16 protein-coding genes are annotated in these 26119 nt (G+C 56.9%); 10 read left to right on the plus strand and 6 right to left on the minus strand.

The annotated features are described in order from the left end of the window. Positions 1-225 precede the first annotated feature (225 nt). The 3 genes from putP (at position 226) to HMPREF2860_RS04285 (ending at position 3096) form a co-directional block, all read left to right on the plus strand. The gene (gene putP / locus HMPREF2860_RS04275) at positions 226-1749 is read left to right on the plus strand and encodes a sodium/proline symporter PutP (RefSeq protein WP_083280595.1); all 1524 of its coding nucleotides are present in this window, start codon (positions 226-228) and stop codon (positions 1747-1749) included. A 132-nt stretch (positions 1750-1881) separates the two neighbouring features. Continuing rightward, on the plus strand, positions 1882-2487 hold the full coding sequence (locus HMPREF2860_RS04280) for an HNH endonuclease family protein (RefSeq protein WP_235191244.1): 606 nt from the start codon (positions 1882-1884) through the stop codon (positions 2485-2487). A gap of 108 nt (positions 2488-2595) precedes the next feature. Next, positions 2596-3096, plus strand: a complete 501-nt coding sequence (locus HMPREF2860_RS04285; RefSeq protein ID WP_049180815.1) for a hypothetical protein — start codon at positions 2596-2598, stop codon at positions 3094-3096. Positions 3097-3292: 196 nt separating this feature from the next. Here the strand turns inward: HMPREF2860_RS04285 and HMPREF2860_RS04290 are convergent, their stop codons facing one another. Continuing rightward, positions 3293-5440: a DEAD/DEAH box helicase gene (locus HMPREF2860_RS04290; protein ID WP_083280596.1), complete on the minus strand. Its 2148-nt coding sequence runs from the start codon at positions 5438-5440 to the stop codon at positions 3293-3295. 579 nt (positions 5441-6019) lie between these two features. On the opposite strand from HMPREF2860_RS04290, the gene HMPREF2860_RS04295 reads away from it, so the two are divergent. Next, a complete protein-coding gene (locus tag HMPREF2860_RS04295; RefSeq protein WP_141745465.1) occupies positions 6020-7084 on the plus strand; it encodes a bile acid:sodium symporter family protein in 1065 nt (354 codons plus the stop codon). On the opposite strand, the gene HMPREF2860_RS04300 is transcribed toward HMPREF2860_RS04295, so the two are convergent. Beyond that, positions 7081-8463, minus strand: coding sequence for an MFS transporter (locus tag HMPREF2860_RS04300; RefSeq protein ID WP_070437924.1), 1383 nt, complete (start codon positions 8461-8463; stop codon positions 7081-7083). The two genes, HMPREF2860_RS04295 and HMPREF2860_RS04300, sit on opposite strands and share 4 nt — an antisense overlap. A gap of 120 nt (positions 8464-8583) precedes the next feature. Here HMPREF2860_RS04300 and HMPREF2860_RS04305 point away from each other — a divergent pair, with 120 nt between their 5' ends. Then, a complete protein-coding gene (locus HMPREF2860_RS04305; RefSeq protein ID WP_038629499.1) occupies positions 8584-8976 on the plus strand; it encodes a (deoxy)nucleoside triphosphate pyrophosphohydrolase in 393 nt (130 codons plus the stop codon). Between the two features lie 41 nt (positions 8977-9017). Continuing rightward, positions 9018-11906 carry a DUF3427 domain-containing protein gene (locus tag HMPREF2860_RS04310; protein WP_070628621.1) on the plus strand — a complete coding sequence of 963 codons (2889 nt, stop codon included), beginning with the start codon at positions 9018-9020 and terminating at the stop codon, positions 11904-11906. Between the two features lie 98 nt (positions 11907-12004). On the opposite strand, the gene HMPREF2860_RS04315 is transcribed toward HMPREF2860_RS04310, so the two are convergent. Both HMPREF2860_RS04315 and HMPREF2860_RS04320 read right to left on the minus strand, forming a co-directional pair. Then, positions 12005-13144 carry a trypsin-like serine protease gene (locus HMPREF2860_RS04315; RefSeq protein WP_224786573.1) on the minus strand — a complete coding sequence of 380 codons (1140 nt, stop codon included), beginning with the start codon at positions 13142-13144 and terminating at the stop codon, positions 12005-12007. A gap of 255 nt (positions 13145-13399) precedes the next feature. Continuing rightward, the gene (locus HMPREF2860_RS04320) at positions 13400-14482 is read right to left on the minus strand and encodes a S1 family peptidase (protein WP_224786572.1); all 1083 of its coding nucleotides are present in this window, start codon (positions 14480-14482) and stop codon (positions 13400-13402) included. A gap of 277 nt (positions 14483-14759) precedes the next feature. On the opposite strand from HMPREF2860_RS04320, the gene HMPREF2860_RS04325 reads away from it, so the two are divergent. Then, complete coding sequence (locus HMPREF2860_RS04325; protein ID WP_070437929.1) at positions 14760-15314, plus strand: hypothetical protein; 555 nt, start codon at positions 14760-14762, stop codon at positions 15312-15314. 28 nt (positions 15315-15342) lie between these two features. Here HMPREF2860_RS04325 and HMPREF2860_RS04330 read toward each other — a convergent pair whose 3' ends face one another. Beyond that, positions 15343-16185, minus strand: a complete 843-nt coding sequence (locus HMPREF2860_RS04330; protein WP_070437933.1) for a hypothetical protein — start codon at positions 16183-16185, stop codon at positions 15343-15345. Between the two features lie 198 nt (positions 16186-16383). Beyond that, positions 16384-17196 carry a (2Fe-2S)-binding protein gene (locus HMPREF2860_RS04335; RefSeq protein WP_038628390.1) on the minus strand — a complete coding sequence of 271 codons (813 nt, stop codon included), beginning with the start codon at positions 17194-17196 and terminating at the stop codon, positions 16384-16386. Between the two features lie 186 nt (positions 17197-17382). Here HMPREF2860_RS04335 and HMPREF2860_RS04340 point away from each other — a divergent pair, with 186 nt between their 5' ends. The 3 genes from HMPREF2860_RS04340 to HMPREF2860_RS04350 all read left to right on the plus strand — a co-directional run bounded on the left by HMPREF2860_RS04340 (position 17383) and on the right by HMPREF2860_RS04350 (position 25910). Then, complete coding sequence (locus HMPREF2860_RS04340) at positions 17383-18201, plus strand: hypothetical protein (RefSeq protein ID WP_224783718.1); 819 nt, start codon at positions 17383-17385, stop codon at positions 18199-18201. Positions 18202-18292: 91 nt separating this feature from the next. Next, positions 18293-22138: an ABC transporter ATP-binding protein gene (locus HMPREF2860_RS04345; RefSeq protein ID WP_235191242.1), complete on the plus strand. Its 3846-nt coding sequence runs from the start codon at positions 18293-18295 to the stop codon at positions 22136-22138. A gap of 103 nt (positions 22139-22241) precedes the next feature. Continuing rightward, positions 22242-25910, plus strand: coding sequence for a multifunctional oxoglutarate decarboxylase/oxoglutarate dehydrogenase thiamine pyrophosphate-binding subunit/dihydrolipoyllysine-residue succinyltransferase subunit (locus HMPREF2860_RS04350; protein ID WP_038628381.1), 3669 nt, complete (start codon positions 22242-22244; stop codon positions 25908-25910). The last annotated feature ends 209 nt before the right edge of the window (positions 25911-26119 follow it).

Raw genomic sequence — 26119 nt, forward strand, 5'->3', positions numbered from 1 at the left:
ATGACTGTCGAAGATAGTCCGGAAGCTGAAGCTGTGTTGAATCGCGAACCGCAGGTTCCACCGTGGACGTCGGCCACTTTTTGGCTCGATGCTGCCGCGTCGCTGTGAACGTCGTCAAGCAGACTTGATTAAGCGAAATTGAGTTGTGCGCCGAAAATGCTTTTTGGTGCGCTAGGTAGTGCGCGAGTCCGACTGTACGATTAATAAATAATGAGGAGTTGCCCTGTGGACCAACACACATGGTTCATCATCGCACTAGTCATTTATCTGCTGTTGATGGTCTACATCGGTTGGACCGGATGGAAAAAGACTGCAGAGTATGACGAATACATGATTGGCGGCCGCGGCCTACATCCGTTCGTCGCGGCACTGTCAGCGGGTGCATCGGACATGTCCGGCTGGCTGCTGATGGGTCTGCCCGGCGCGATTTACCTTTCGGGTCTGAACCAGACCTGGATTGCAATCGGCCTGGTCGCAGGAGCATGGCTGAACTGGAAGTTCACCGCACCACGCCTGCGTAGTTACACCAAGATTGCTCGTAACTCGATTACCGTGCCGTCGTTCCTGGAGAATCGTCTGCACGATACATCGAAGGTGCTGCGCGTTGCCGCAGGCCTGATTATTTTGCTGTTCTTCACCTTCTACGTGTCCTCGGGCATGGTGGCAGGTGGCCGTTACTGGGAGTCGACGTTCGGTGGCAACTACCTCGTCGGCATGCTGTTGGTAGCGGCTATCACTGTCGCGTACACCCTGTTCGGTGGCTTCCTGGCTGTGTCTTACACAGACACGGTGCAGGGCATCATTATGTTCATCGCGCTGCTGACGGTTCCGACTGTCGGCATCATCTACCTAATCAACAATGGCAACTCCGCCTCGGACATCTTCAGCTTCGCTGCAAACGACCCCTACCCGGGCAGCGAGGGACAGCCGGTCGAGACCTTCTTCGATCCGTTCGCTGGCATTCCGCTAATCACGATTATCGGTCTGCTCGGTTGGGGTCTGGGCTACTTCGGCCAGCCGCACATTATCGTTCGCTTTATGGCTCTGCGTAGCGCGAAGGACGCAACCGAGGGCCGCCGCTGGGGCGTTGGCTGGCAGGCACTGTGCATGCTCGGCTCGGTCCTCGTGGCTCTGACCGCGACTGTTTTCTTCGCTACGAACCCAGATGCTTCGGTCACTGATGCGTCTTCCTACGAGACTATCTTCCTGGACATGACCCGCATCCTGTTCCACCCGCTGATTGCAGGCCTGATTCTGACTGCGGTTCTGGCAGCAATCATGTCCACCATTTCCTCGCAGCTGCTGGTGTCTTCCTCCGCGCTAATCGAGGACTTGTTCAAGGCAATGGTCAACAAGTCCCTGCGTCCGAAGACCTACATGGCTCTCTCCCGCGTCGCGGTTGCGCTGATTGCCATTATCGCCGCAATCATCGCTGCTAACCCGAACAGCTCCATTCTGGATCTGGTTGGCTTCGCGTGGGCCGGCTTCGGCTCGGCATTCGGCCCGGTGCTGCTGGCCGCCCTCTACTGGTCGCGCCTGAACACGCCAGGTGCTGCTGCCGGCATGATCACTGGTGCGGTTGTCTCCTTCGCATGGGGCATGAGCTCGCTCAGCGACACTCTCTACGAGATCGTCCCGGGCTTCGCCGCTGCAACTGTCGTGATGATCATCGTCACGCTGGCTACGAAGGAACCGAATGAGAAGATCAAGGAAGAGTTCGACCACGCAGCAAAGCAGGCTCTGGTCTAACACTTCGATTTAGGCTTGGCCTCCGCTAGCCCCACAGGCTAGCCCCGGCGCATACCTACAAGGAACCGAAAAAGTATTTTTCGCGCCCAACTAGGTATGCGCCCTTTTTTATTTGCCATCCTAGCCGCCGTCTTGACCGCCGCCTTTGTCTCATCCTTTGCACTTACGCGAGTTCTCGTCACATCCTCCCCCGCTGGGCCGGACGCCGAAGCCGTCGTCAAACAACTGCGCACTGTGCGCGTCGTCGCAGGCCGCCCCACCGTCACCGGGTACAAGCGCGAGCGCTTCGACGTCTGGGCAGGTTCTGCCGATTGCAATACACGCCATAAAGTGTTGGCGGCGTGGTTCGGGGGCTCTGTATGTTCGCTTGACGACGGCGCCCTGCGCGAAATCCCCGACCCTTACACGGGTGACCCGGTGGGTGCGCATGAGGTCGATATCGACCACATTTATCCGTTGGCAGCGGCGTGGGATTTCGGAGCCTACGCCTGGGATGCCGAGCGGCGTCGGCGATTTGGCAACGATATCGAGGCCAACCTCGCGCCCACCCGAAGTGCGGTCAACAGGGATAAAGGAGATGCCAGCCCGGCGGAATGGCTTCCCGAAGATGCGAAGGCGTGTGACTATTCGCAGCGTTACTTAGCGGTGGCCATTAAATGGGACCTGCCCGTATCTTCGGCAGACTGGACGGCGCTGGCAGCTGCGTGTGGGATCCGCGCTGGGAAAGGCACGAAATAGAGAAAATAGTGCGAGCACGTTAAGTTAAGGACTGGTCTTAATAAGGAAATATCCAGGCCACTCCTCGCTTGAACGCGAGGCCTACATTCAGTCGTGGAAAGGTAATACGTGCAAAACGTAGTTCTTATGGTTCACGTCCTAGCGGCAATTCTGCTGCTTGGACCGGTGACTGTCGCAATTTCGATGTTCCCGAAGCTCGCGCTTGCAGCCCGCGGCGGAGAGGCTGGAACGGTCGGCTCCGCGCGCACCATGCACGCCATTTCGCGCACCTACGGCATGTGGTCGCTGCTCGTGCCGCTGCTCGGCTTCGGTGTCATGTTCACCGATGTGTCGACCTACATGAAGTCCGGGGCAATGCACGCCGCAATCCTGCTGGCAATCATCGCCTGGGCACTGCTGTTCTTCCTGATCATTCCGCGTCAGCGTCTGATGATGGCCGGCCTCGGCATCGCTGATGAAGACGAGGATGTTGACGATCCGGAGTTCATCGAGCGTCGCAAGAAGGCTGACGAGCTCGACTGGGACAAGCAGAAGGGCCAGCTGGCCATGTTCTCCGGCATCTTCTCCCTGCTGTGGGTTGTCGCCGGCATCCTGATGTTCTTCATCTAAGGATTGAGCTCTAGCGCTTAGGCCCCGCGCCTACGCACACGCTCAGACACAATAAAACTGCCGGTGCGCCTGTACGTTTCGGCCCGACTTTTAGGGCTGGGAAGTACATGCGCACCGGCAGTTTTTTTATTTTCTAGGTCAGCGCCACGGACAGTGGTCGCGTGACGACGACCCCCTGCTCGCCTGCCTAACAGGTCTAGCGGCGTCCGCCTCGGTAACCACCGCGGCGGTCATCCCGGTCACCACGGTAGCCACCGCGACCGCGGCCGCGACCACGACCGCCGAAACCGTCACCGTCATCGAAGTTTCCACGGTAGCTACCCCGGCCACGTCCGCCACCACGGCGGTCATCGCGGCCACGACCACCACGGTATCCTCCGCGACCGCGACCGCCATCACGACGATCGCCACGGTAGCCACCACGGCCACCGCGGTAGTCATCGCTGTCGTCGACCGAGGTGCCGTCGTCAAGCTTCAGCCCAATGAGCTGGCCGGAAATGCGGGTATCGGAGAGGTTGTTGATGACTTCTTGCGGCAGGTTGGCCGGCAGTTCGACCAGGGTGTGGTCGCCACGGATGTCGATGTGTCCGAAGTCCTTTGATGACAGGCCGCCCTCGTTGGCGATGGCGCCCACAATGGCACCCGGGCGGACGTGCTGGCGACGACCGACGCTGATGCGGTAGGTTGCGGTGCCCTCGCGTTCGAATTCGACCAGGTCGGCGCGCTTGCCCTGACCGCGCTCACCACGGGAGCGACCATCGCGGCCACGGTTGCGGTCGCGGTCGAAACGATCACGGTCACGATCATGACGACGGCCACGCGGTGGCTCCTTCATCAGGAAGTCGCCCGACTGTGCCTGCGCAGCGATAGCAGCGGCGATATCGACCAGCGGAGTGTCGTGCTCTTCAGCGTACTCCTCGATGAGCTCGCGGAAGACCGGAACCTGCGAATCGGCAAGTGCCTCAGTCAAATCATCAGCGAACTTCTGCTTACGGGAGTCGTTGACCTCATCGACGGTCGGCAGCTTCATCTCGTGCAGCTGGGACTTGGTCGCACGCTCAATCGAGCGCAGCAGGCGCCCCTCACGCGGAGTGACAAACAGCAGCGCCTCACCGGAGCGGCCAGCGCGACCGGTACGACCAATGCGGTGGACGTAGGACTCGGTGTCGTGCGGAATGTCGTAGTTGACCACGTGGGAAATGCGGTCAACGTCCAGGCCACGAGCAGCCACATCGGTTGCCACCAGGATGTCCAGGCGGCCGTCCTTGAGCTGATCAATCGTGCGCTCACGCAGGGTCTGCGGGATATCGCCGTTGATGGCGGCAGCGGAGAATCCGCGGGCACGCAGCTTCTCAGCGAGCTCCTCGGTCTCGTGCTTGGTACGCACGAACATGATCATCGCTTCAAATTCCTCGACCTCGAGGATGCGGGTCAGCGCGTCCAGCTTGTTGCGGTGGCTGACCATCAGGAAGCGCTGGCGAATATTGTCCGCAGTGCGAGTCTGGGACTTGACGGTGATCTCTTCCGGCTCCCTCAGGTACTGCTTGGACAGGCGACGAATCGAAGCCGGCATGGTAGCCGAGAACAGTGCGACCTGCTTGTCATCCGGAGTGTCGGCAAGAATGCGCTCGACATCCTCCTGGAAACCCATCTGCAGCATCTCATCGGCCTCGTCCAGTACCAGGAAGCGCAGGTCGGAGATGTCCAACGAGCCCTTTTCCAGGTGGTCAATGACACGACCCGGCGTGCCGACGATGATCTGTGCACCTCGACGCAGACCCGACAGCTGCACTCCGTAGGACTGACCACCGTAGATTGGCAGGACCTGAATCTTGCCCAGGTGATCAGCAAACGACTGGAAGGAATCCGCAACCTGCAGTGCCAGCTCACGGGTCGGAGCGAGCACCAGCGCCTGCGGTGCGCGGACGGAGCGATCAATGCGAGCCAGAATCGGCAGCGCGAACGCCGCGGTCTTACCAGTACCAGTCTGAGCCAGGCCGACGACGTCGCGGCCGCTCATCAGAGTCGGGATAGTTGCAGCCTGAATTGGGGAAGGAGTCTCAAACCCAACCTTGCGAACTGCATTGACAATGTCATCCGGCAGCTCGAGCTCATCGAAGCCGACGGTGTCGTCGTCGTTGTCGTGTTTGTTCTTTTCGGCCTTCTTTTCGGCCTCGGCAGTCTTTTCTACCTTCTCGGTCTTTTCCTCAGCGGCCTTCTCTCCGGCCACTGGTGCTTCCTCGGCCACTACATCCTCGGCCTTCACAATTGCGTCCTCGCGCTGGTTTTCGCGCTGATCCTCGCGATTTTCCTCGACGCTGCCATTCATTTCATTATTAGCCATTTGGGGCTCTTCCTGGGCCTTTTCGCCCGCACACTCAATATTCAACAGTTGATTACTCACAGTTGGGTCGCACATACATGACCCGCCCAATTTACGTTCTTGTTTTCAGTGCTCTCACGTCGGAATTGCGATGACATCGCTTCTCTTGCACATACTTCGAAAAATTGCGCCCAAACCCAATTCAGCTTTTACTTCCGAGGAGGGGCGCCCATCATGCACTATGCACTCTCAAGCGTTTCACCAGCGAATTTATACCGCTGCCAGATTCTCTGCGACATTGTCGTCAGGATTTCACACCGACTGCCCAGACTACGCCACCGTCGGTCAAAAAACCATTTCCCGTTAGCAAGGCCACAACACTAGGTGGTCGATTTCTTGGATGAGGCCCGGCGCTGGGGCCGACGTCAAACGAGCACATTGCACCCACTTCGGGGTACCTATTTTGCAATTGCATGGGGTGAGGTAGTTAACATTTTCCCTACACGTTTGTACACATATCTGCTATTTTCCGCCGTGGAACACCCACCGTTCGGCGGATTTTTGCAATTTCGCAACGTATAAACCCAAGGTCACTAGAGAATGTCCAGCAATAACAACGCACCAGAAACGCCGCCGTCTTCGCCCCGGCAGTCCCCGCTAAAACCACATTCTCCCGAGGAGATTTCTGGGAATGGCAAGCAGGAAAATAAGGCACCGTCGAAGCTCTCGGCGATAATTGAGGTTCTCGGATTTCCGGGCTTTATTTTGGCGGGTTCGGCGCTGGCATTCTTCTTCCCCGCCCCGTTTACTCCGCTGACGGACTACATCACATATTTCCTGATGATCATCATGTTCGCGATGGGCCTCACCCTGACCATTCCGGACTTTAAGCAGGTCGCTAAGCGCCCGTTGGCGATTCTCTTCGGCGTCATTGCGCAGTTTGTCATCATGCCGCTGCTAGCAATTGCCGTGGCGAAAGTGCTCGGGCTTAACCCGGCGCTGGCCGTCGGTCTGCTGATGCTGGGCTCCGTCCCAGGCGGCACCTCATCGAACGTCATCGCTTACCTGGCACGCGGTGATGTCGCGCTGTCCGTCGCTATGACCAGCGTGTCGACGCTGGTCTCGCCGATTATGACGCCGTTTCTCATGCTCGTGCTTGCCGACGCGCACACGGAGGTCGACGGCCTCGGGATGGCGTGGAGCCTCTGCCAGACAGTCCTCCTGCCTGTGGTTGGTGGCCTGATCATTCGCTTTGTGGCCGACTCGTTTATTAATAAAATCCTGCCGATTCTGCCGTGGATTTCCATCCTCGGTATCGGCGGCGTGGTCTTCGGTGCCGTGGCCAAGAATGCGGAGAGCCTGGCGCACATTGGCCTCATTGTGTTTGTGGCTGTAATCATCCACAACGTGCTGGGCTACGTGCTCGGCTTCTTTGCAGGCCAGCTGGTCGGGATGCCGACTGCGGGCAAGCGCACGGTGGCCGTGGAGGTCGGCACGCAATCCGCGGGTCTGTCTTCCGGTATGGCGGCGAAGTTCTTTACCCCAGAGGCCGCGCTTCCGGGCGCGGTGGCCGCGGTGGTGCACAACATTACTGGCGCTATCTATGTGGCTATTTGCCGAAAGCTCGATGAAGGCAAGGAATCTAGCAAATCCGCTTCTGTTTAAGCTGTTTTCGCTTTGGCTTCTTTTGCTCCGCTGTTCGACGAGTGGGCTGGTAGAGTCTCGCGCCCGAATATCCAGCCCACCATCGCGACCAGCGAGATGACACCGCAAACAAGGAATCCGGCCTTGAACCCTGCGGCATCCACGATTGCGCCGACAATCAGCGGGCCGGAGATTGCTCCGAAGTCCTGAGCCATTTGGAAATTGGCGAGCACCTTTCCACCTTGGCGGTTGGCGCCGATGACGTCGGCAAGCACGGCCTGCTGCGATGGATTGATCATGCCAGCGCCGAAGCCGGCGAGGACTGAGAGAATCAGTAGCGGAATGGCGCCGCTGCTAAATCCGATTGCGCCAGTGAATACGCCGTTGATAAACAGGCCTGTGATGAGCAGTGGACGACGGCCGATGCGGTCGGACAAACGACCGGAAAACTGAAGTGCCGTAACATTGCCGAGCGCGAAGGCCGTCAGCGCGAAACCAGCTGTGGCAGTGGCAGCTACTGCCCCATCGCTGCCCGGTTCTGGGGCGCCGACATGGGAGAACGTTGCCGCAGCGAACAGCGGGACAATCGCGACGCGCACGCCGAAGTTCGACCAACCGTTGGCGAAGGCTCCGACTAGTGCGCTTCGATATGCCGAGTCCCGGATTGCCTCGGAGAACTTCAGCACTGGAGTCGTGCGCTTTGGCACTACGTGGCGAAGATGCTCCGCGCTCAGCGACATGCCGACCACAATCGTTGCCACAATCAGCGCGCCACCGTAGATGAAAAACGGCACCCGCATGCCCCATGCGCCCATTGCCGCACCAATAATTGGGCCAAAGACATTGCCCAACAGGAAGGCTGTGCCGTAGGCGGCCGAGCTCTTACCACGGATCTCCGGCGGTGAAATCCGCACAATCAGCCCCATTGCCGAGACCGTGAACATCGTCGAACCGATGCCTCCGAGCGCACGAAACGCCAGCAGTTGCCAATATGTCTGCGCAACACCGACAAGCAAAGTCGAGAACGCGACGATACTGATGCCGGTTAGGTACGTGCGTCGGTATCCGAGCTTCTCTACCAGCGAACCCGATGCCGGCGCGAAGATCAGCCGGAAAATGGAGAACGAACTGACCACGAAGCTGGCCGCGAACACACCCACATCGAAGCTGCGTGCGTACTGCGGAAGAATTGGAGCGATCAGCCCAAAGCCCAGCGCGATGATGAACGCGGCGCTGACCAGAATCCAAATCGCTCGCGGAATCGGCTGTTTTGTCCGGTCTAATTCACTCGACTGAGGACCCAGACCTTGTGATTCGCTTCCCACCTCCGATGCGATAGCCGGCTGAGATTCGCACTTTGCTTTACGACGAAGCAGGCCGCGCGAACGGGAAGCTGACAAGGTAACGGTCCTTTCTACTGTGCAAAAGAGAAAATAAAAAGCCCAGGAGTTCACCATAGCCCGATCTGCAAACAGTGACGATTACTAGAATGAGGCGCAATGACAGAACGCGGAGTTGAGATGAAAAAACGAATCGAAGTTGTAGGTGCGGTTCTTACCTACGAAGGAAAAATCTTCGCCGCCCAACGCGGCCCAGGTCGCTCGATGGAAAACTATTGGGAATTTCCCGGTGGAAAGATCGAAGAAGGTGAGTCCCCTCGTGAGGCTCTAGCCCGTGAACTAAGAGAAGAGCTAAAACTTGAAGCTGAGATTGGGAACCACATTCTCACTGTCGACCATGAGTATGACTTCGCCGTTATCTCACTGGCGACATACTTTTGTTCCGTTTCTTCTCCCGAAATCAAGCTAACGGAGCACACTGAATATCGTTGGTTAGAACCGGCCGAACTTTATTCCGTTGATTGGGCGCCAGCGGACATCCCTACAGTCGACATTCTTGTAAACGAACAATAATCAATACAAGCGACGCAGCGTGCATTTAGTATGCTAAAACAATGATGAATTCCCTGGTCGGAGACCTGCGATACGGCTTCATCGATAAAAACATCGTTGCCGACAAAAAATACAATCCCCGACTCATTCGCAACGATGAGTCGGCCACTATGTACAATGCGCTCCGCGAGGAGCTACGCACCGCTACGAGTTTCATATTTTCAGTAGCATTTATTTCTCCGGCCGCTCTTGCCATGCTGAAGGAGGATCTCCTTCAGTTTTCTGGCCCAATGACGATCATCACGTCGAACTACCTTGATTTCAATTCACCATCGATGTTCAGAGAACTACTCGAAATTGAGGGACTGAACGTCTACATCTACCCCGAGGATCATCACCGGGGTTTTCATCCAAAGGGATACCTCTTTTACAAAGAGGTTGAGCTTTCAGCCATCGTCGGCAGCGCAAATTTGACGCAAAAGGCGCTCCAGGAAAACGAAGAGTGGAATCTGCACTTTTCCAGCCACCAGAATGGTGATATCACGTTCCAAATTGAGACGGCCATTGATATGCAACGTAACCGTTGCATCCCACTAACTCATCAATGGGTCGATCAGTACGAACAGAACCGCGTACCTCCAGTTTCGAAAAACACGCACACAAAGTTGCTGCCCGAGGGCCCAGTTATCGCCAATCAAATGCAGCAGGTAGCGCTGTCGAATATCGCTGACTTGAGGCAGTCAGGCGAGCGGAAAGGCCTCATAATTTCCGCTACCGGCACGGGGAAGACGATCCTTGCTGCACTAGCAGTTAAAGAAGCAGAGGCCGAGCGCGTCTTGTTCGTCGCCCACCGGGAACAGATTCTGGAAAAGACTAAGAGTGAATTCCGAAAGGTACTTGCTTATTCCGGTTCTGAGCTTACGGACGCCGACTTTGGACTCTTGGTTGGTGGGAAAAAAGAAACTGATGCACGATACCTTTTTGCCTCAGTTCAATCCTTGTATTCCCAATCGACTTACAAAACCTTTTCTCCAGATGCCTTTGACTTCATCATTATCGATGAGGTTCATCGTGGCGCTGCTAATTCCTACAAGCCAGTTTTTGAATACTTCAACAGCGAGTTTGTCCTCGGCTTGACCGCAACTCCCGAGCGTCCAGATTCAGGGGACATCTTTCGCCTCTTTGATTTCAACGTTCCTTACGAAATCCGACTGCAAGCCGCTCTTGAAGCCGATATGCTCGCACCATTCCATTATTTCGGTGTCACCGATTTTGATGATGGAGTTCGAGCGATCGGTGATAAGACTGCATCCATCGATGCTCTCGTCGCTGAAGATCGTATCGACTATCTCCTGGAGAAGCTCCGTGTCTACGGGTTTCCTGAGAGAGTTAAGGGGCTCATGTTTTGCAGTCGGAAAGACGAAGCGAAAGCGCTGTCGGAGCAGCTCAACCAAAAGCAGCTCTTTGGCCGGCAGCTACGGACGAAGGTGCTTCTAGGTGAAGACTCAATCTCGACACGAAATGCTGTCGTTGCGGAGTTATCTGCAGGCGAACTCGACTACATCATCACCGTTGATATTTTCAACGAGGGCATCGACATTCCGGCAGTAAATCAAGTAGTGATGCTACGCGGCACCGAGTCAAACATCATTTTTACCCAGCAGCTGGGCCGTGGTCTTCGCAAAGCCCCAGGAAAAGACCACCTCCGAGTAATTGATTTTATTGGAAACTACAAGAACAATTACATGATCCCGATGGCTCTTTTCGGCGATTCATCTAGAAATAAGTCGAAGCTCAAGAGCAAAGTCGTTGATCCCTCCAATATCCCATCGGGCTCCACTGTAAGCTTTGATGAAATTGCCAAGGAGAAGATCCTTAAAGCCATCGATACAGCCTCGGTAGACACGATTGCTGAATTTAAAAAGGATATTCAACTTCTCCAGTACCGACTGAATCGTGTACCACGACTAATGGATTTTGCTCGGTTCAACCTCGTTGACCCTGCAGTGATCTCGACCAGGCGTACCAAGAATTATTGGGAACTCCTCCACCGAGTAGACAAAGCAGCAACAGGACCAACGGATAAGCAGAGTGAATACTTGAAGTTTTTGTCCCGCGAGCTACTTCCCGGAAAGCAACCCCAAGAGTTACTTCTACTTGACCAGCTTATTAAGCATGGTTCCATCACACGTGAAGAATTTTCTGACTTTCTCGACACAAGGGCTGTTTCTCACAGCGAGCTGGATCTCTCTGTTGTCGAACGAGTGCTCAACCTCGAGTTTTACCCGAAGCGGGCCTACGAAGAAATTAGATTGGTCCGGTACGATGACGAAACCTCACGTTACAGTCTGACTGAGGAATTTTTGACTTTGTACAACAAGTGGGATTCGACATATCCAAATAGCTTTCGAGAGCATGTGGATGACATCATTCAAACTGGTCTTTTCCTGTCCCGCGAAAATGATTATTTCGCGGGTGTGCTTCGCCGCAATCAACGCTATTCCAGAAAGGATGTTTCTCGTCTTTTGAGGCTTCGGTCGGATCAAACAGGCACGCTAAATGGCTACAAGATTGATTCCCACTCGCAGACGATCCCTATCTTCGTGAACTACCGTAAACACAAGGGGCTTGCTCCGAGCATTGCCTACGAAGATGAATTCATTGACCGTTCGACGATGCGCTGGTTTACACGTTCAAATAGGACCCTCAAGAGCCAAGAGGTCCAGAGCATCATCCAACACAAGTTCCCAATCCATTTGTTTGTGCGTAGGGATGATTTACCAGATGAAGGATTCACCTACCTTGGCGAAGTGACTCCCAGCGATCCACAACAAACGACAATGAAGGGGCTAAAAGACAAAGAATTAGATGTTGTCACAATGAAGCTTCACCTTGAACATCCCGTTCCCGACACATTCTTCGAGTACCTTCACGCAAAGCCGATTGACTAACAAAAGCTAAACCCCCTACTCCGCCACCATGGCGGAATAGGGGGTTAAACGGAGCGTCGTAAAGCGAACGCTCTATCTACGAGACTGCAGTGACCTGATTAGAACAGGCTCGGAAGACCTGCCTGCGAGGAGAGGTTGCTGACAGCCTGTGTTGCCTGAGCGGTCGACCCCGACAGCTCCGGAATGGGCAGCTCCGGGAGAGCTGGGCTCTCCGAGATGATGTCGGCAATCTCCGGCGGGACCTCGACGCCCTCTGGAAGCAGCTCGCCAATCGGACCCAAATCCGGCTCTTCCTGCGGGACGTGCTGGTTGGTGTACTGAACGTCCTCGTCAATCGTGCGGAACTCAGACTGCGGTTCAGTGGAGGTCTCTACCTTGAAGCGCTCGTTAACCTGGCCGTCTGGGATGTCGTACTGCTCTTCAAGAGCAACGTCAATCGGCTGGAAGCGGCTCAGCGGGCCAATACCCATGGAGTTAACGCCGATGGCCTCGCGAGTCTCTGGGTTGTAGGCGTTTCCGCCCGAATCGCCGTGGTCAATCGGAGCGATGGCCCAGACACCGTTGCGGACACGGAAGACCTGGAAGCCGCAACCGCGGCCAGTACGGGAACCGTCAGTGCACACGGGCTCACCGAAGTTGTCGACGGAAATCTCCATCGGGTCGAGAGTGCGCTTGTCCTCGATACCGACGATCTGGACCGGCTCGCCGTGGACGTTGCCGAACTCATCCACAGAGTGGGACATGGAGGTGGTCTTAATGTCGTCCTGAACCTCAATGATGCCGTAGTCACCGCTATTGAAGAGCTCGTTGAAGAACTCCGGCATAGTGGTGTTTTCGTCGAAGTCGCTCTCTTCCGGCATGACATCGGTGCCCATGTAGTCCTTGTTGACCAGCTTGTCGCCGTCCTTGGTTGGGATGAAGAACTGGCCGGTGACCTCTTCGCCGGTTTCAGTATCCTTCGCCACAACACAGTGGCCGGCAGTCATGATGACGCGATGCGAAACACCATTCTGATCCACAACGGTGCCAGGAACTCCCAGAGAGCACATCGGAGACTGAACATGACGTCCGTCGATGTTCTTGCTGCTCGGGAACGGCATCCGCAACGGCGAACCCGGGCCGATGACAACATCCGAGTTTGCCGGTGCAGCCTCAGCTACCGCGATTCCGGGCACAAAGCCACCTGCAGCTACCGACAGTGCAGCCGTGAGTGTGGCGACCTTCTTCGAACTGGCCATAGTGTGCGCTACTCCATTTCTGTACAGAAAACTTGTCCCACTCAGTGTATTAGGGACACCTTTACAAAGCTCTCCAAAAATGAAACCTAGGGTGAAATTCTCAGTCGAGGAACCGTTCATTCGTCTTCATTTCAGACTCATTAGACATCAAAAAGTTTGCTCAACAGCAATGCAAGAGCCAGAACCATCCGCCTTGGATGATTCTGGCTCTCTTAACGGTTCGGGGGTGATTTTTGTCAGATTCTCAGACTGGTGCTAGCTCTCAAAGCTTGGAAGCTGAATTTCTGCCAACTGAGGCGCCCCAGACAGGTGTGACGATTGTGGCAATTGGGGCGATTGTGGCAGCTCAGGGAGTTTCGGCAACTGCGGCAGCTGGTCCACGAGATCGACTAGCTGCGGTACAGAACCTTCCTGTGAATCCTGTGAATCCTGCGCCCGGGCATACTCCTGATCCGCCGCCATATCCTCGTTGAGGGTGCGATAGGTGGAGTCGCGCTGAGCCGTGGGATCCGATACCTCGAAGTGGTCGTTTACTTGACCGTCGGGAATACCGTAGGCCTCCTGAATGGCAATATCTGCGGGCATCACACGCGAGACCGGACCGAAGGTCATCGAATTCACGCCAATAACTTCATTTGTGGTCGGGTCGTAGGCATTTCCGCCAGAGTCACCGTGATTAACGCCAATACCAACCGTCCAGATGCCGTTTCGAGCTCGGAATACCTGGTATCCACAGGCCCGTCCGGTGCGCATACCGTCCTTGCAGATAGGCTTGCCAAGATTATCGAAGGAGACTTCGCCACGCGGCAGGTCTTCATTGTCCTGAATGCCAGTCATCACTACCGGCTCCCCGTAGCTCTGACCATTTTCATCAATGGAGTAACTTGCGCCGGTAGTCTCTACGTCCGGATCCAGGTTGATTATTCCGTAGTCCGCGCCATTAAAGCCTGCCGGCAACGACTCCAGTCCGGCATCTTCCTGCGGCAATTCCCAACGATGGGCACCTGCGGTACCAATGCGCTTATCACCTTCAGTGGTTGGCACATACACCTCACCAGTGACGATTGGCAGACCCACATCCGGAGCATCATTCAGGCAGTGCCCTGCGGTCAACATGACCCGATGCTTCTCGCCGTTGCGGTCCGTCACCGTCCCCGGAACACCCGCCGAACACATCGGCGAGTTGATATTTCGATACCCATCCCACGGACTTCCCTCCATGGGAGTTCGAATCGGGTCACCCGGACCAACCACGACAGCATGTGCAGCGACCGGGGCCACCAAGGACAAAAGTGCTGCGAAAGCCGCTACCGCCAGTCGACTTCTTGCGTGCTTCATTGAGACGAATCTTTCAGATTTTTAGTTTTTCTTTAGGGCCACTACTCACACTAATCCACCACCCCACCCCCGGAAATAGTGTTTTCTCAGACTTTTGGGCTTTTACAAAAGTCGTTATCGAATCGTTTCCACAACCCCACGCGTCCCTGCAATAACACCAGACACCTAGCCAATTGACTACCCCCACTTAGGTAGCCCACTGATACTAATCTTATTTCGAACACGAGTTCTAGGCGTTCGAAAAAATGAGTCCGGGGTGTTCGATAATTTGTGAGCCATGAGTACAACAAACGAGTTTCCCATTCACCGTCGCCTAGCCCTTCCCCCGCTATCCGCTACCTACCGTGCAGAATGTTTCGAAGACCTCGCCCTCATCCGCACAATCCTCTGCCACCCCACCATCGGCCGTAGGCATTCGCCCGGCGCGCTGGATCACACCTTCTCGCTTCCCGACGGGCCTGTGGTCACCGTCCGAGCGTCACGGATAGCGCTTCCTCGCGCACTGGTCTCTCAGCTTGCCGACGTGCACGCGGAATACTTCATCCTGAAGGATGAGCCCATGTTCATGTACTCCGTTTCCGTCAAGGTGGAATCCTCATCGGAGGTAGTCCTCCGCGGAATTGGCGGTTCGAATCGGACACGGGAAGAAAACCGCCGACGCACTCGGGCTGTAGCCGAGGCTCTCCATCGTGCGCAGGACTGCAGCAAGATACACGAAAACGGCACTGACCTCGCACTCCCCGGGCGCCGTTATAGTTGGATTGGCACCAGGGACGCGCGGCCACTGCCGTGTCCTAGCGAGCTCTTTTCTTCTCGCCCATCAGCGGCTTAGCACTAGTCACAGCGCTGCCGCAGTATAGCTACTCGCTGTCGTCGCCTTCTTCGTCGTCCTCGTCGTCCTCGTCGTCATAGTCGCCATCGTCGTAGAGGTCATCATCGTCCTCGTCGTCGTCATCATCCTCGTCCAAGGAGGCAACGTGATCAGAGTAGATGTACTCTGCATACCCGTCATCGACGGGTGCCAGCTGATCTTCCCATTCCTCTGCGCGGTCTACCACGAGCGCAAGGACATCCATCAGCTTGTCAAAGTCCTTGAAGGTGCCCAGTGTCAGAACCTCATTGCGCAAGGTCTGGATGTCAGAGTAGAGGTCAGCAAACATCTTGCGACGGTCATCATCGGTGAGAACCGTTTCGGTGTCCGAGTCCCAGAACTCCGCGATGGCCTGATCGACGATGTCGTCCAAGTTTGCGTCCTGGGAGATGAAGCGGACGTGTGCGCTGGGCTCGTTGTTGTGGGCAGTTACCAAAACCTGTACCAACGAGGAGGTACCAACTTCGGAGGTAACCAGAGTTGCCTCTTCGGGGTCCTGTTCAAACTCCAGGTCAGCAATGCGGTCATCGTCGCCATCGAGCAGAGTGCGAAGCAGGCCAACAACCTGGTCAGTAGCTACATGGTGAGCGACTGCTGCGACGGCGTCTTCGACGGAGAATACAGCGGAGACCAGAACAGCTTCGAACTCGTCGTCCTCATCATCCACATCGGCAGCGGCTACGTAAACTTCGGCAGCCGGGATGTCCTCATCAATGGTGACGAACTGAACCTCCAGGTCAGAGGTAATGGGAACGAAGAGGGTGTCATCGTTGACACGACTTTCAATGCCCTCGCGGTCCAGTGCCGCAGCAATCTGCTCGAAAAAGCTCATGGGTGGAATCCTCCCTTGAAAGATAATTGGCCTCTACCCGCAGCCAATCGTAGCGACAAACGCGCAATCATGGGGTGGCTCATGCCCCCGGCAATTGCTGCGAAAGATCACGCCGGCAGTGCGCGTGCTACATCAAAGCCGCCAACGCGGCCGGTTGAGGGACAGGCCGCCAGCTGTCGATTCTCGAAAACAGAGCGCTCAGTAGCGTGCCCAGAGTTGATGGCGTTCCTCACGCGAACGTTTCGGACACGAGACACACAGATCGGCGTCTGGGCTGTGATAAATCATGCAGCAAGTAGCTCTCTCCAGGTGAGTAACTACATCGAAGTCCGGTTCTTCTCCCGATTCCGCGGCGGCTTCGTCCCAGGGGCGCACCTCGCCTCCACAGGAATCCATGAAACGAGGAAGAGGAACCCGATGTACTCGCTGTATTCCCTCAACGACATGTTTGCCAATAAGCGCTCCGCGCCAGGGCTCCATCAGCTCATTACCGGCGGATATTGCGGCATTAGCTACGGCATCGGCAGCCACGGCCCAAAGAGGAGCAGGCTTGATTTCCCCGACTTCTCCAACAACCTGAGCCAACGGCTCCAAGAAATGGGCCAGTGCTTCGCCGGAATCCTTCAGCTCATCCGCATCCTCAGCAGAAATGCTTTCAAACTGTTGAGCTTGGAACCCAACCCAATAGTCATCTCGGAGAAATGTGAACCAAGAAGACCACTGCCACACTGGAACTCGATCGGAAACCAACACGCATGCCAGCGATGGCCCCACCAATGCTCCGCACATGGACCACCACCACAACTGCGCTTGGAAACGGGTATCGCCCGCAACCTCAGGCATGGGAAACAGCTTTCTCCCGGCCTCAATTCCGGCAGCTACAGCTTCGGTTGAAAGGTGCCAATCCGCAGCACCGTCGTGAGGAATGACATCTGCGGAAAACCGAGGAAAGTCCGCCAAAAGCTGGGAGTACTCGGGAGGCAATGCGGCACCCCGCATGACATCGTTCACCAGTCTCGTCCTTCTATCAACTGTTTTAATCGCCGTACACCTGTCTATTTTTCCACCGACTACGGAATTTCCCCACAGCTCAGTAGTGTTTATATGGGCATATGGCTCTCAACGGACCCGTTTAGGAGGTCTACTACTTTGTTCCAAAAGACGAAGAAGGATTCAACTCGCACAGTAACTGATGCAGTGAACTCAACCCCCGAAGCGATTGAACGTGATGCCGGAAAACTGGGAACCCTTCTTATCCAAACCCTGGATAAGACCATGAGCTGGCAGTCATCTGCCATCACCGGGTACGTCAGTTCCCTGCACAAGCGCAAAAAAGATGAAACTCCGGCGCAGGTACAGGAACGTATTGATTCCCACTACCTGAACCTGGTCACCGGCACCGGTGGTGCAGCTGGGGGCAGCGCGGTTCTTCCCGGCGTCGGCATGATTACGGGCTTGGCTGCAGTTACCGGTGAATCGCTGCTGTTCCTGGAAGCATCCGCCTGGTACACACTGGCCTCAGCAACCCTGCGCAATATTGACATCACCGATCCACAACGCCGTCGCACGCTGATTCTTGCGGCCATGAGCGGTTCTGAAGGGACAGCTATTATGGCCTCCCTGCTTGGCGAGGAATCGCTGCGGAAGCAGACCAAAACTTCCGTGAATTCCCTACTGCCACGGCTTGGCGTTCCGCAGCTGGGTGCAGCAAACCGTCTGCTAATTCGCGAGGCACGCAAGCGCTTGATGAAGAACGCTCGTCTGGCCATCATCGGTAAGATTTTGCCATTTGGAATTGGCGCCGTGGTTGGGGCCTCCGCAAACCGCAAGCTCGGTGGCATTCTTATCAGCTCCACTCGCGCATCTCTGGGCCCACTTCCCCAGGATTGGTCGGACTTTGAACGAAAGCTACCGGCTAAATCCAACACCTCTGAAGACTCGAAGAAGGACTCAAAGTCATCGAGGTTCTCGATTCCCTCGGCGCTGAAGTGGCCGAAGAAAAAGAAGAATAAGTAGTTCCTCTTACTCCGATTACCCTTCAGCGACGTTTTTCAATGGAAGAGCGGTACCCACCATGGCCCAGAGCAAACCCCGCAGAACCTCTCCTATGAAGTTCTTGTGGAAACAGTCTCTTCACAGGCCACTACCGCTCTATGGTGTCGTTGTTGCAGCGCTAATCGTTGTCGGGGTGGAGTCCGTACTTCCGCTTCTCACTAGAGATGCCATTGATGTAGCAACGGGCTCGTCCGATGGCGGTGTCCCCGCGCGCCTGCTGCCGTCCCTAACTCCCCTGCAGGCAGTCATTTCCGTATTTCTGGCCATCGCGTTAGTACGCTTCATCGCCCAGGTGGGGCGCAGATTCTTCTCCGGCAAACTCTCCATTGATGTTCAGCACGACCTGCGACTAAAAATCCTTCGCTCCCTACAAAACCTCGATGGTCCAGCACAAGACCGAGTCAACACCGGCCAGGTTGTGTCACGGTCAATTTCCGACCTCCAGGCTGTGTCCGGACTACTGGCGATGCTGCCGTTGACGCTGGGGTCCGTCGTCAAGCTATTCATCACTATCGGCATCATGCTCGCCCTCTCGCTGCCCCTGACACTGGTCGGCCTCGCCGTGGTGCCAGCGATTGTCTACATTGCAGTGAATTCGCGTGACAAACTCCATGCCGCAACCTGGGCTGCCCAACAGCAAGCAGGCGAGATTGCCGGACAAGTCGAGGAAACCGTTTCCGGCATCCGTGTTGTCAAGGCGTTTGCGCAGGGTGACAACGAAGTTGTGAAGATGGAGCGTAACTCGTCTCTGCTCTATTCCCTCCGCCTGCGAGCGGCAAAACTCAGCGCTCGATTCCAACCGGCGCTGCAGTCGTTGCCGCAACTGTCCCTCGTCGGAAATATCGCGGTCGGTGGCTGGCTAGCGATTCACGGACACATCACCCTAGGCACGTTCGTAGCTTTTGCCACGTATCTCACCAGCCTGACTGCCCTGTCGCGTCTGGTCTCCAACATGGTCATCTCGATACAGCTGACGTCGGCAAGCATCGACCGCATTTCCGATGTCATCGACGCCCGACCAGACAACCCCGAACCCACCGACGCGCTTCCTCTCCCCGACGGCCCCGTTGGCATCAGCTTCAACCACGTCACCCACAGCCGTGGCGGACGCACGCTTATCGACGATGTCTCATTCTCCGTCGCGCCAGGGGCGACCTTAGCGTTGATTGGCCCACCGGGGTCCGGAAAGACTATCGCCACGGAGTTACTCGGCCGTCACTATCTGCCGGATTCGGGAACTATCACTATCGATGCGCCCAGCCACGGCACATCCACAGATACCGCGCGCACTCTCTCCAGCGACGTATATGACGCTATTACTGTCGTTCCGGACACTCCTTATTTATTTGCGGGCACGTTGCGTGAGAACATTGCATTCGCCAATCCCGCGGCGTCCCAGGAAGAGATTATCGCCGCAGCGACCGCCGCCCAGGTCAACTTCGTCGACGACCTGCCTCAGGGGTGGGACACAGCCATCGGCGAGCGCGGGCATAATCTCTCCGGCGGACAAGCTCAACGCGTGGCATTAGCACGGGCATTCCTCGCCCTTCCTCGAGTTTTGGTTCTCGATGACGCAACCTCAGCAATCGATGCTGCAACTGAGTTGGAAATCTTCAACGCGCTGACCTCACAGCTGGCGGATACGACTATCGTCATCGTGGCGCATCGATCTTCCACTCTCGAGCAGGCGGACCACATCGCCATTTTCGAAGACGGTGCCCTCACCGGCATTGGAACCAAGGCCGAACTGATTACTTCTCATCCGCGCTTCACCGAGCTGATGGACATCGACCAGAGTGCCTACCCCGAAATCGAAAACCTCGTTCTCGACCCCATCGACAGTGAGGACCCCAGCCCCGAGGAACTCTGGCCCGACGAATCCGCACCAACCTCCGACGACTCCACGTCAGACACCTCTGCGCGGCTTCCCGGAGGCGCCACTTCTCAAATGGCCCGCGGGGCTGGCCGAGCCGGAGGCGGTCCAGGTGGACCCGGTGGCCCTGGTGGTCCCGGTGGCCGCGGCGGCGGGCGTGGCGGCATGGGGGCGGCTCTCGCCAATGCTCCTGCGACGCCAGAGCTTCTCGAGCGTGTGCGAAACCTCCCACCCGCTAGCGAAAAACCGCGTGTACCAGCTCGAGCACTCGACAACTCCGAGCCTTTTTCTCTGCGCCGGCTGCTCTCCTACGTCCGCGGCCTATTTATAAGCGTCATTGCGCTGCTCGCCCTCATTGCCGTTGCCGATCTCGCGTTCCCCATGCTCGTGCGCTACGCCATTGACCACGGCATCCGTGAGCACAATGAAGCCGTGTTGTGGGCCTGCGCCGCAGGCGGTTTGGCGACAGTCCTCATCAGCTGGATTGCCGTAGCCACAAATGCTGTTATTACTGCGCGTACTGGTGAGCGGCTGCTCTATGCCCTGCGTGTGCGCTGCTACCGTCACCTGCAGTCGCTTGGCATTAACTACTTCGAGGCCAATCGCTCGGGTGCCATCATGACGAGGATGACAACCGACATCGACGCGCTGTCGTCGTTCCTACAAACGGGATTGGCAGAGGGCGCGATTGCCACGTTCACTCTGCTCGGTGTCTCAGTGCTGTTGCTTGCCACACAGGTGTCACTCGCCGCGGTGGCGTTGGCGACGCTTCCCATCATTGTGGCGGCCACCCTGGTATTCCGCCGAATCTCCTCGCGCCTATACAAGGCTGCACGCGAGCAACTTTCCTTGGTCAACGCTGATTTCCAGGAGACCATTGGTGGGCTTCGCGAGATTCAGATGTACCACCGCGTCGCCGATATCGAATCTTCCTTTGCCGAGGAATCCGATAAGTATCGCGCAATTCGTCAGCGAGCACAGCTGGCCGTGGCCTTATTCTTCCCCGGCATCAACTTCGTCTCTGAGTTGGCAACAGCTGCGGTGTTGGCTGTCGGCGCCCAACAGGTTGCTGCGGGAACTACGACGCCCGGCGTACTCGTCGCCTTCACGCTATACCTGGGAATGCTCTTTGGCCCGATTCAGCAGCTGTCCCATGTTTTCGACGGCTACCAGCAGGCGAAGGTCGGTCTCAATCGCATTGGTGACCTCCTACAGACCGCCCCCATGCCAGATTACGGCACTACTGACGGCGCGTCCCGTGCAGCCGCTGGCGACCTGCGCTTAGACAAGGTGACTTTCTCCTACCCCGCCGCCAACTCTGAGCACGAACGCCCGCAGGTCCTCGATGCTCTCGATTTGCAGATTCCTGCCGGAGAAACAGTCGCAATTGTCGGGTCCACCGGTGCCGGAAAATCAACAATCATTAAGTTGTTTGCCCGTTTTTACGATCCAGTTGACGGTGTGGTGCGAGCCTCTGAAACTGACATCCGCGACTTCCCTCTTAACGATTGGCGACGCCCCCTCGGCTATGTCCCCCAAGAATCACACCTATTTTCGGGGACAGTAGCAACAAATATTTCCTACGGTCTGCCGGACAGCAGTCATGCTGAAATCCAGCAAGCCGCGAAGAATGTCGGCGCTCTCAGCACCATTGCCAGCCTGCCCGGTGGCTTCCACCACCCCGTCGGCCCAGATGGCCGAGGGCTCTCCTCCGGACAGCGTCAACTCATCGCACTCGCTCGTGCCGAAATGATGCGTCCTGAACTGCTGCTTCTCGACGAGGCCACCGCGACACTCGACCCTGCAACAGAGTCGGCAATCCTCGAAGCCACTGACCGTGCGTCGCGTCAACGCTCGGCAATTATTGTGGCCCACCGCCTGGCTACGGCTGCTCGGGCCAACCGGATTTTGGTACTTGACCACGGGCGTATTGTCGAGGACGGCTCCCATGACGAGCTTCTCGCGGCGGGTGGCCAATACGCAGAGCTCTGGAGCAAGTACCATATGGGGAGCGCGACGGTGTAGTAATTCAGAATTTTCGTTATCCTTGAATGACACTTTGACGCTTGCGCTCATTAGAATAAACGTGAGTTAGTAAAACTAAGACGAAAAGAGGCGAGTACCTGCCGTGAGCAGCGACATGAGCTTCGGCCAGAACGAATGGCTGGTCGACGAGATGTACCAGCAATTCCAGAAGGATCCACAGTCTGTGGGTCAGGAATGGCGCGAATTCTTCGCAACCCACACCCCGTCCCAAAAGGGCGAGGACCTTTCCAACATGGCAAAGCCCGCAGCAGCCACGAAGGAGGAAGCAAAGGCAACCGGACGTCGTGAGTCCAAGGGGGTCGAACCAACCAAGACCCCGAACAAGCCGTCGTCTCCGAAGCCGAAGAAGTCCCCGATGGATGCAGCAGCCAAGGTTTCGGCTGTTGAATCCGGCGAGGAGCCTCTGAAGGGCGTCGCACGGGCTATCGCTAAGAACATGGATGTCTCCCTGGAGATGCCGACTGCTACGTCGGTTCGCGATATGCCGGCACGTCTGATGTTTGAAAACCGCACTCTGGTTAACAATCATCTGGCACGCGCCCGCGGCGGCAAGATTTCCTTCACCCACATCATTGGTTACGCCATGGTGAAGGCTGTCATGCTCCACCCGGACATGAACAACAACTACAAGGTGGTTGACGGCAAGCCAGTTCTGGTTACCCCGGAACACATTAACCTCGGCCTGGCCATTGATATGCCAGCTAAGGATGGCTCTCGTTCTCTCGTAGTTGCCGCTATCCGTGAGTGTGAGACCCTGACCTTCAAGCAGTTCGTCGACGCCTACGAGGACATCGTCGTTCGTGCTCGCCACGGCAAGCTGACCGGCAAGGACTTCCAGGGTGTCACCATTTCCCTGACCAACCCGGGCGGCATCGGTACCCGCCACTCCGTCCCGCGCCTGACCAAGGGCCAGGGCGCGATTATCGGTGTCGGTTCCATGGATTACCCGGCTGAGTTCGCCGGTGCTTCCGCTGACCGTCTGGCAGAGATGGGCATCGGCAAGCTGGTGACCATCACCTCTACTTACGACCACCGCATCATCCAGGGTGCAGAGTCCGGTGAGTTCCTGCGTACGATGAGCAACCTGCTCGTCGACGACAAGTTCTGGGACCACATCTTCCAGACCATGCGCGTCCCGTACACCCCAATCCGTTGGGCACAGGACCTGCCGAACACGGGTATCGACAAGAACACCCGCGTTATGCGTCTGATTGAGGCCTACCGCTCCCGCGGTCACCTGTTGGCTGACATCGACCCGCTGCGTTCTGACCAGCCGAATACTTCCGCTCCGAACCATGCTGACCTCGATATCGAGGAGCACGGTCTGACCCTGTGGGATCTGGACCGCACCTTCAACGTCGGTGGTTTCGGCGGCAAGGAGACGATGACGCTGCGCGAGGTGCTTTCTCGGCTGCGCAACGCATACTGCCTCAAGGTCGGTTCCGAGTACGCTCACATTCTCGACCGCGAAGAGCGCGAGTGGTTGGAAGAGCGCCTTGAGGGCGGCCAGCCGAAGCCGTCCCACGCTGAGCAGAAGTACATCCTGCAGAAACTGAACGCAGCTGAGGCATTCGAGAACTTCCTGCAGACCAAGTACGTCGGGCAGAAGCGCTTCTCCCTTGAGGGTGCAGAGTCGCTGATTCCGCTGATGGACTCCGCCATCGATACCGCTGCTGGTGCTGGCCTGGATGAGGTCGTCATCGGTATGCCACACCGCGGTCGACTGAATGTGCTCGCAAACATCGTCGGCAAGCCACTGCGCCAGATCTTCACCGAGTTCGAGGGCAACATCGACCCGGCACAGGTCGGCGGTTCTGGTGACGTCAAGTACCACCTGGGCACTACTGGTCGTCACATCCAGATGTTCGGCGAGGGCGAGATCGACGTCACCCTGACTGCGAACCCGTCCCACCTCGAAGCCGTCAACCCGGTCGTTGAGGGTCTTGCTCGTGCACGCCAGGACAAGATCAACAAGGGCGAAGAGGGCTACTCCGTCATGCCGCTGCTGCTGCACGGTGACGCTTCCTTCGCCGGCCTGGGCATTGTCCAGGAGACCCTGAACCTCATGTCCCTGCGTGGTTACAAGGTCGGCGGTACCGTCCACATCGTGGTGAACAACCAGATTGGCTTCACCACTTCACCGGACTCCGGTCGCTCCTCCTACTACGCAACCGACATTGCCAAGGCATACGGCTGCCCGGTCTTCCACGTCAACGGTGACGACCCGGAGGCTGTCGTCTGGGTCGGCCAGCTGGCTGTTGAGTACCGTAACCGCTATGGCAAGGACGTCTTCATCGACCTGGTCTGCTACCGCAAGCGCGGCCACAACGAGGCCGATGACCCGTCCATGACTCAGCCGATGATGTACAAGATCATCGACGAGAAGGAAAGCGTTCGCGCTCAGTACACCGAGGACCTCATCGGTCGCGGTGATATTTCCGAGGAAGAGTACGAAGCAGTACGCCGAGACTTCCACGACCAGATGGAAGCTGTCTTCAACGAGGTCCGCGCAGCTCAGGACGCAAAGCCGGGCGAGCAGACCGGTATCGCCGGTTCTCAGCCGCTGCCGCATGGCCTCAAGACCGGTATCGAGAAGGCTGAAATCGTCGAGATTGGTCAGTCTTACGTCAACCTCCCTGAGGGCTTCAAGATTCACCCGCGTGTTGCGCCGGTCGCTAAGAAGCGCGCGGAGATGACTCAGGAAGGTGGCATCGACTGGGGTATGGCCGAGCTGCTGGCAATCGGCTCCTTCACCGGTGCTGGCATCGACGTCCGCTTCGCAGGTGAGGATGTCCGCCGCGGTACCTTTACCTCTCGCCATGCAGTTCTGATTGACTCCGAGGACGGTTCGGAATACAACCCGATCGACGCCTACGGTAAGTCCAAGAACGGTGGCCGCTTCATGATCTACAACTCGGCTCTGACCGAGTACGCAGGCATGGGCTTCGAATACGGCTACACCCTGGGTAACCCGGATGCAGCAGTGTTCTGGGAGGCACAGTTCGGTGACTTCGCCAACGGCGCTCAGACCACTATTGACCAGTACGTTTCCTCGGGCGAGGCTAAGTGGGGTCAGACCTCCAAGCTGATTCTGCTGCTTCCGCACGGCTACGAGGGCATGGGCCCGGACCACTCTTCGGCACGTATCGAGCGCTTCCTGCAGCTCGCAGCCGAGGGTTCCTACACCGTTGCTCAGCCGTCCGAGCCGGCTAACTACTTCCACCTGCTGCGTCGCCACGTCCTGTCCGACCTGCACCGTCCGCTGGTTGTGTTCTCTCCGAAGTCGATGCTGCGCAACAAGATGGCAGCGTCCGCTGTCGAGGACTTCACCAACCCGAACAAGTTCCGCTCGGTCATCGATGACCCGAACTTCGAGTCTAAGGGCAAGTCCGGCATCAAGACCTTGCTGCTCTGCTCCGGCAAGATCTACTGGGAGCTGGAGAAGAAGCGCAAGAAGGACAAGCGCGACGACATCGCAATCGCTCGCCTGGAGATGCTGCACCCGTTGCCGCACAACCGTCTCCGCGACCTCTTCGAGTCTTACCCGGATCTTGAGGAAGTCCGCTGGGTCCAGGATGAGCCGGCTAACCAGGGCCCATGGCCATTCCTGGCACTGAACCTCCCAGAGGCTCTGCCGGATATGCCGAAGCTGACTCGCGTTTCCCGCCGTGCGCAGTCCTCCACCGCAACTGGTGTGGCCAAGGTCCACCAGATTGAGGAGAAGGCTCTTCTGGAAGAGGCTCTTAAGTAGGTCTCGCGAGACCGCGGTGAAGTCGCGTGATTGAGAACACCGCTTCACCAGGTGGTCTTCACTGGCGGTCTTCACTGGTGGTCTTCACTGGTGATCAAACGCTAAGGGGCTCCAACCACTCGGTTGGAGCCCCTTAGTCGTTGTCTAGCAATTGTCAGACGCACAGTAGATAAGGGTTAATAGACAGAATGCGTGTCCGGTCGGCGTGT

The sequence above is a fragment of the Corynebacterium sp. HMSC064E10 genome, from assembly GCF_001812505.1.
GTDB classification, from domain to species: Bacteria; Actinomycetota; Actinomycetes; order Mycobacteriales; family Mycobacteriaceae; genus Corynebacterium; species Corynebacterium amycolatum.

Coding starts and splice junctions, on each gene's coding strand:
- HMPREF2860_RS04290 (WP_083280596.1), bottom strand. CDS start 5,440: ATGGCTAATAATGAAATGAATGGCAGCGTCGAGGAAAATCGCGAGGAT.
- HMPREF2860_RS04295 (WP_141745465.1), top strand. CDS start 6,020: ATGTCCAGCAATAACAACGCACCAGAAACGCCGCCGTCTTCGCCCCGG.
- HMPREF2860_RS04305 (WP_038629499.1), top strand. CDS start 8,584: ATGAAAAAACGAATCGAAGTTGTAGGTGCGGTTCTTACCTACGAAGGA.
- HMPREF2860_RS04310 (WP_070628621.1), top strand. CDS start 9,018: ATGATGAATTCCCTGGTCGGAGACCTGCGATACGGCTTCATCGATAAA.
- HMPREF2860_RS04315 (WP_224786573.1), bottom strand. CDS start 13,144: ATGGCCAGTTCGAAGAAGGTCGCCACACTCACGGCTGCACTGTCGGTA.
- HMPREF2860_RS04320 (WP_224786572.1), bottom strand. CDS start 14,482: ATGAAGCACGCAAGAAGTCGACTGGCGGTAGCGGCTTTCGCAGCACTT.
- HMPREF2860_RS04325 (WP_070437929.1), top strand. CDS start 14,760: ATGAGTACAACAAACGAGTTTCCCATTCACCGTCGCCTAGCCCTTCCC.
- HMPREF2860_RS04330 (WP_070437933.1), bottom strand. CDS start 16,185: ATGAGCTTTTTCGAGCAGATTGCTGCGGCACTGGACCGCGAGGGCATT.
- HMPREF2860_RS04345 (WP_235191242.1), top strand. CDS start 18,293: ATGAAGTTCTTGTGGAAACAGTCTCTTCACAGGCCACTACCGCTCTAT.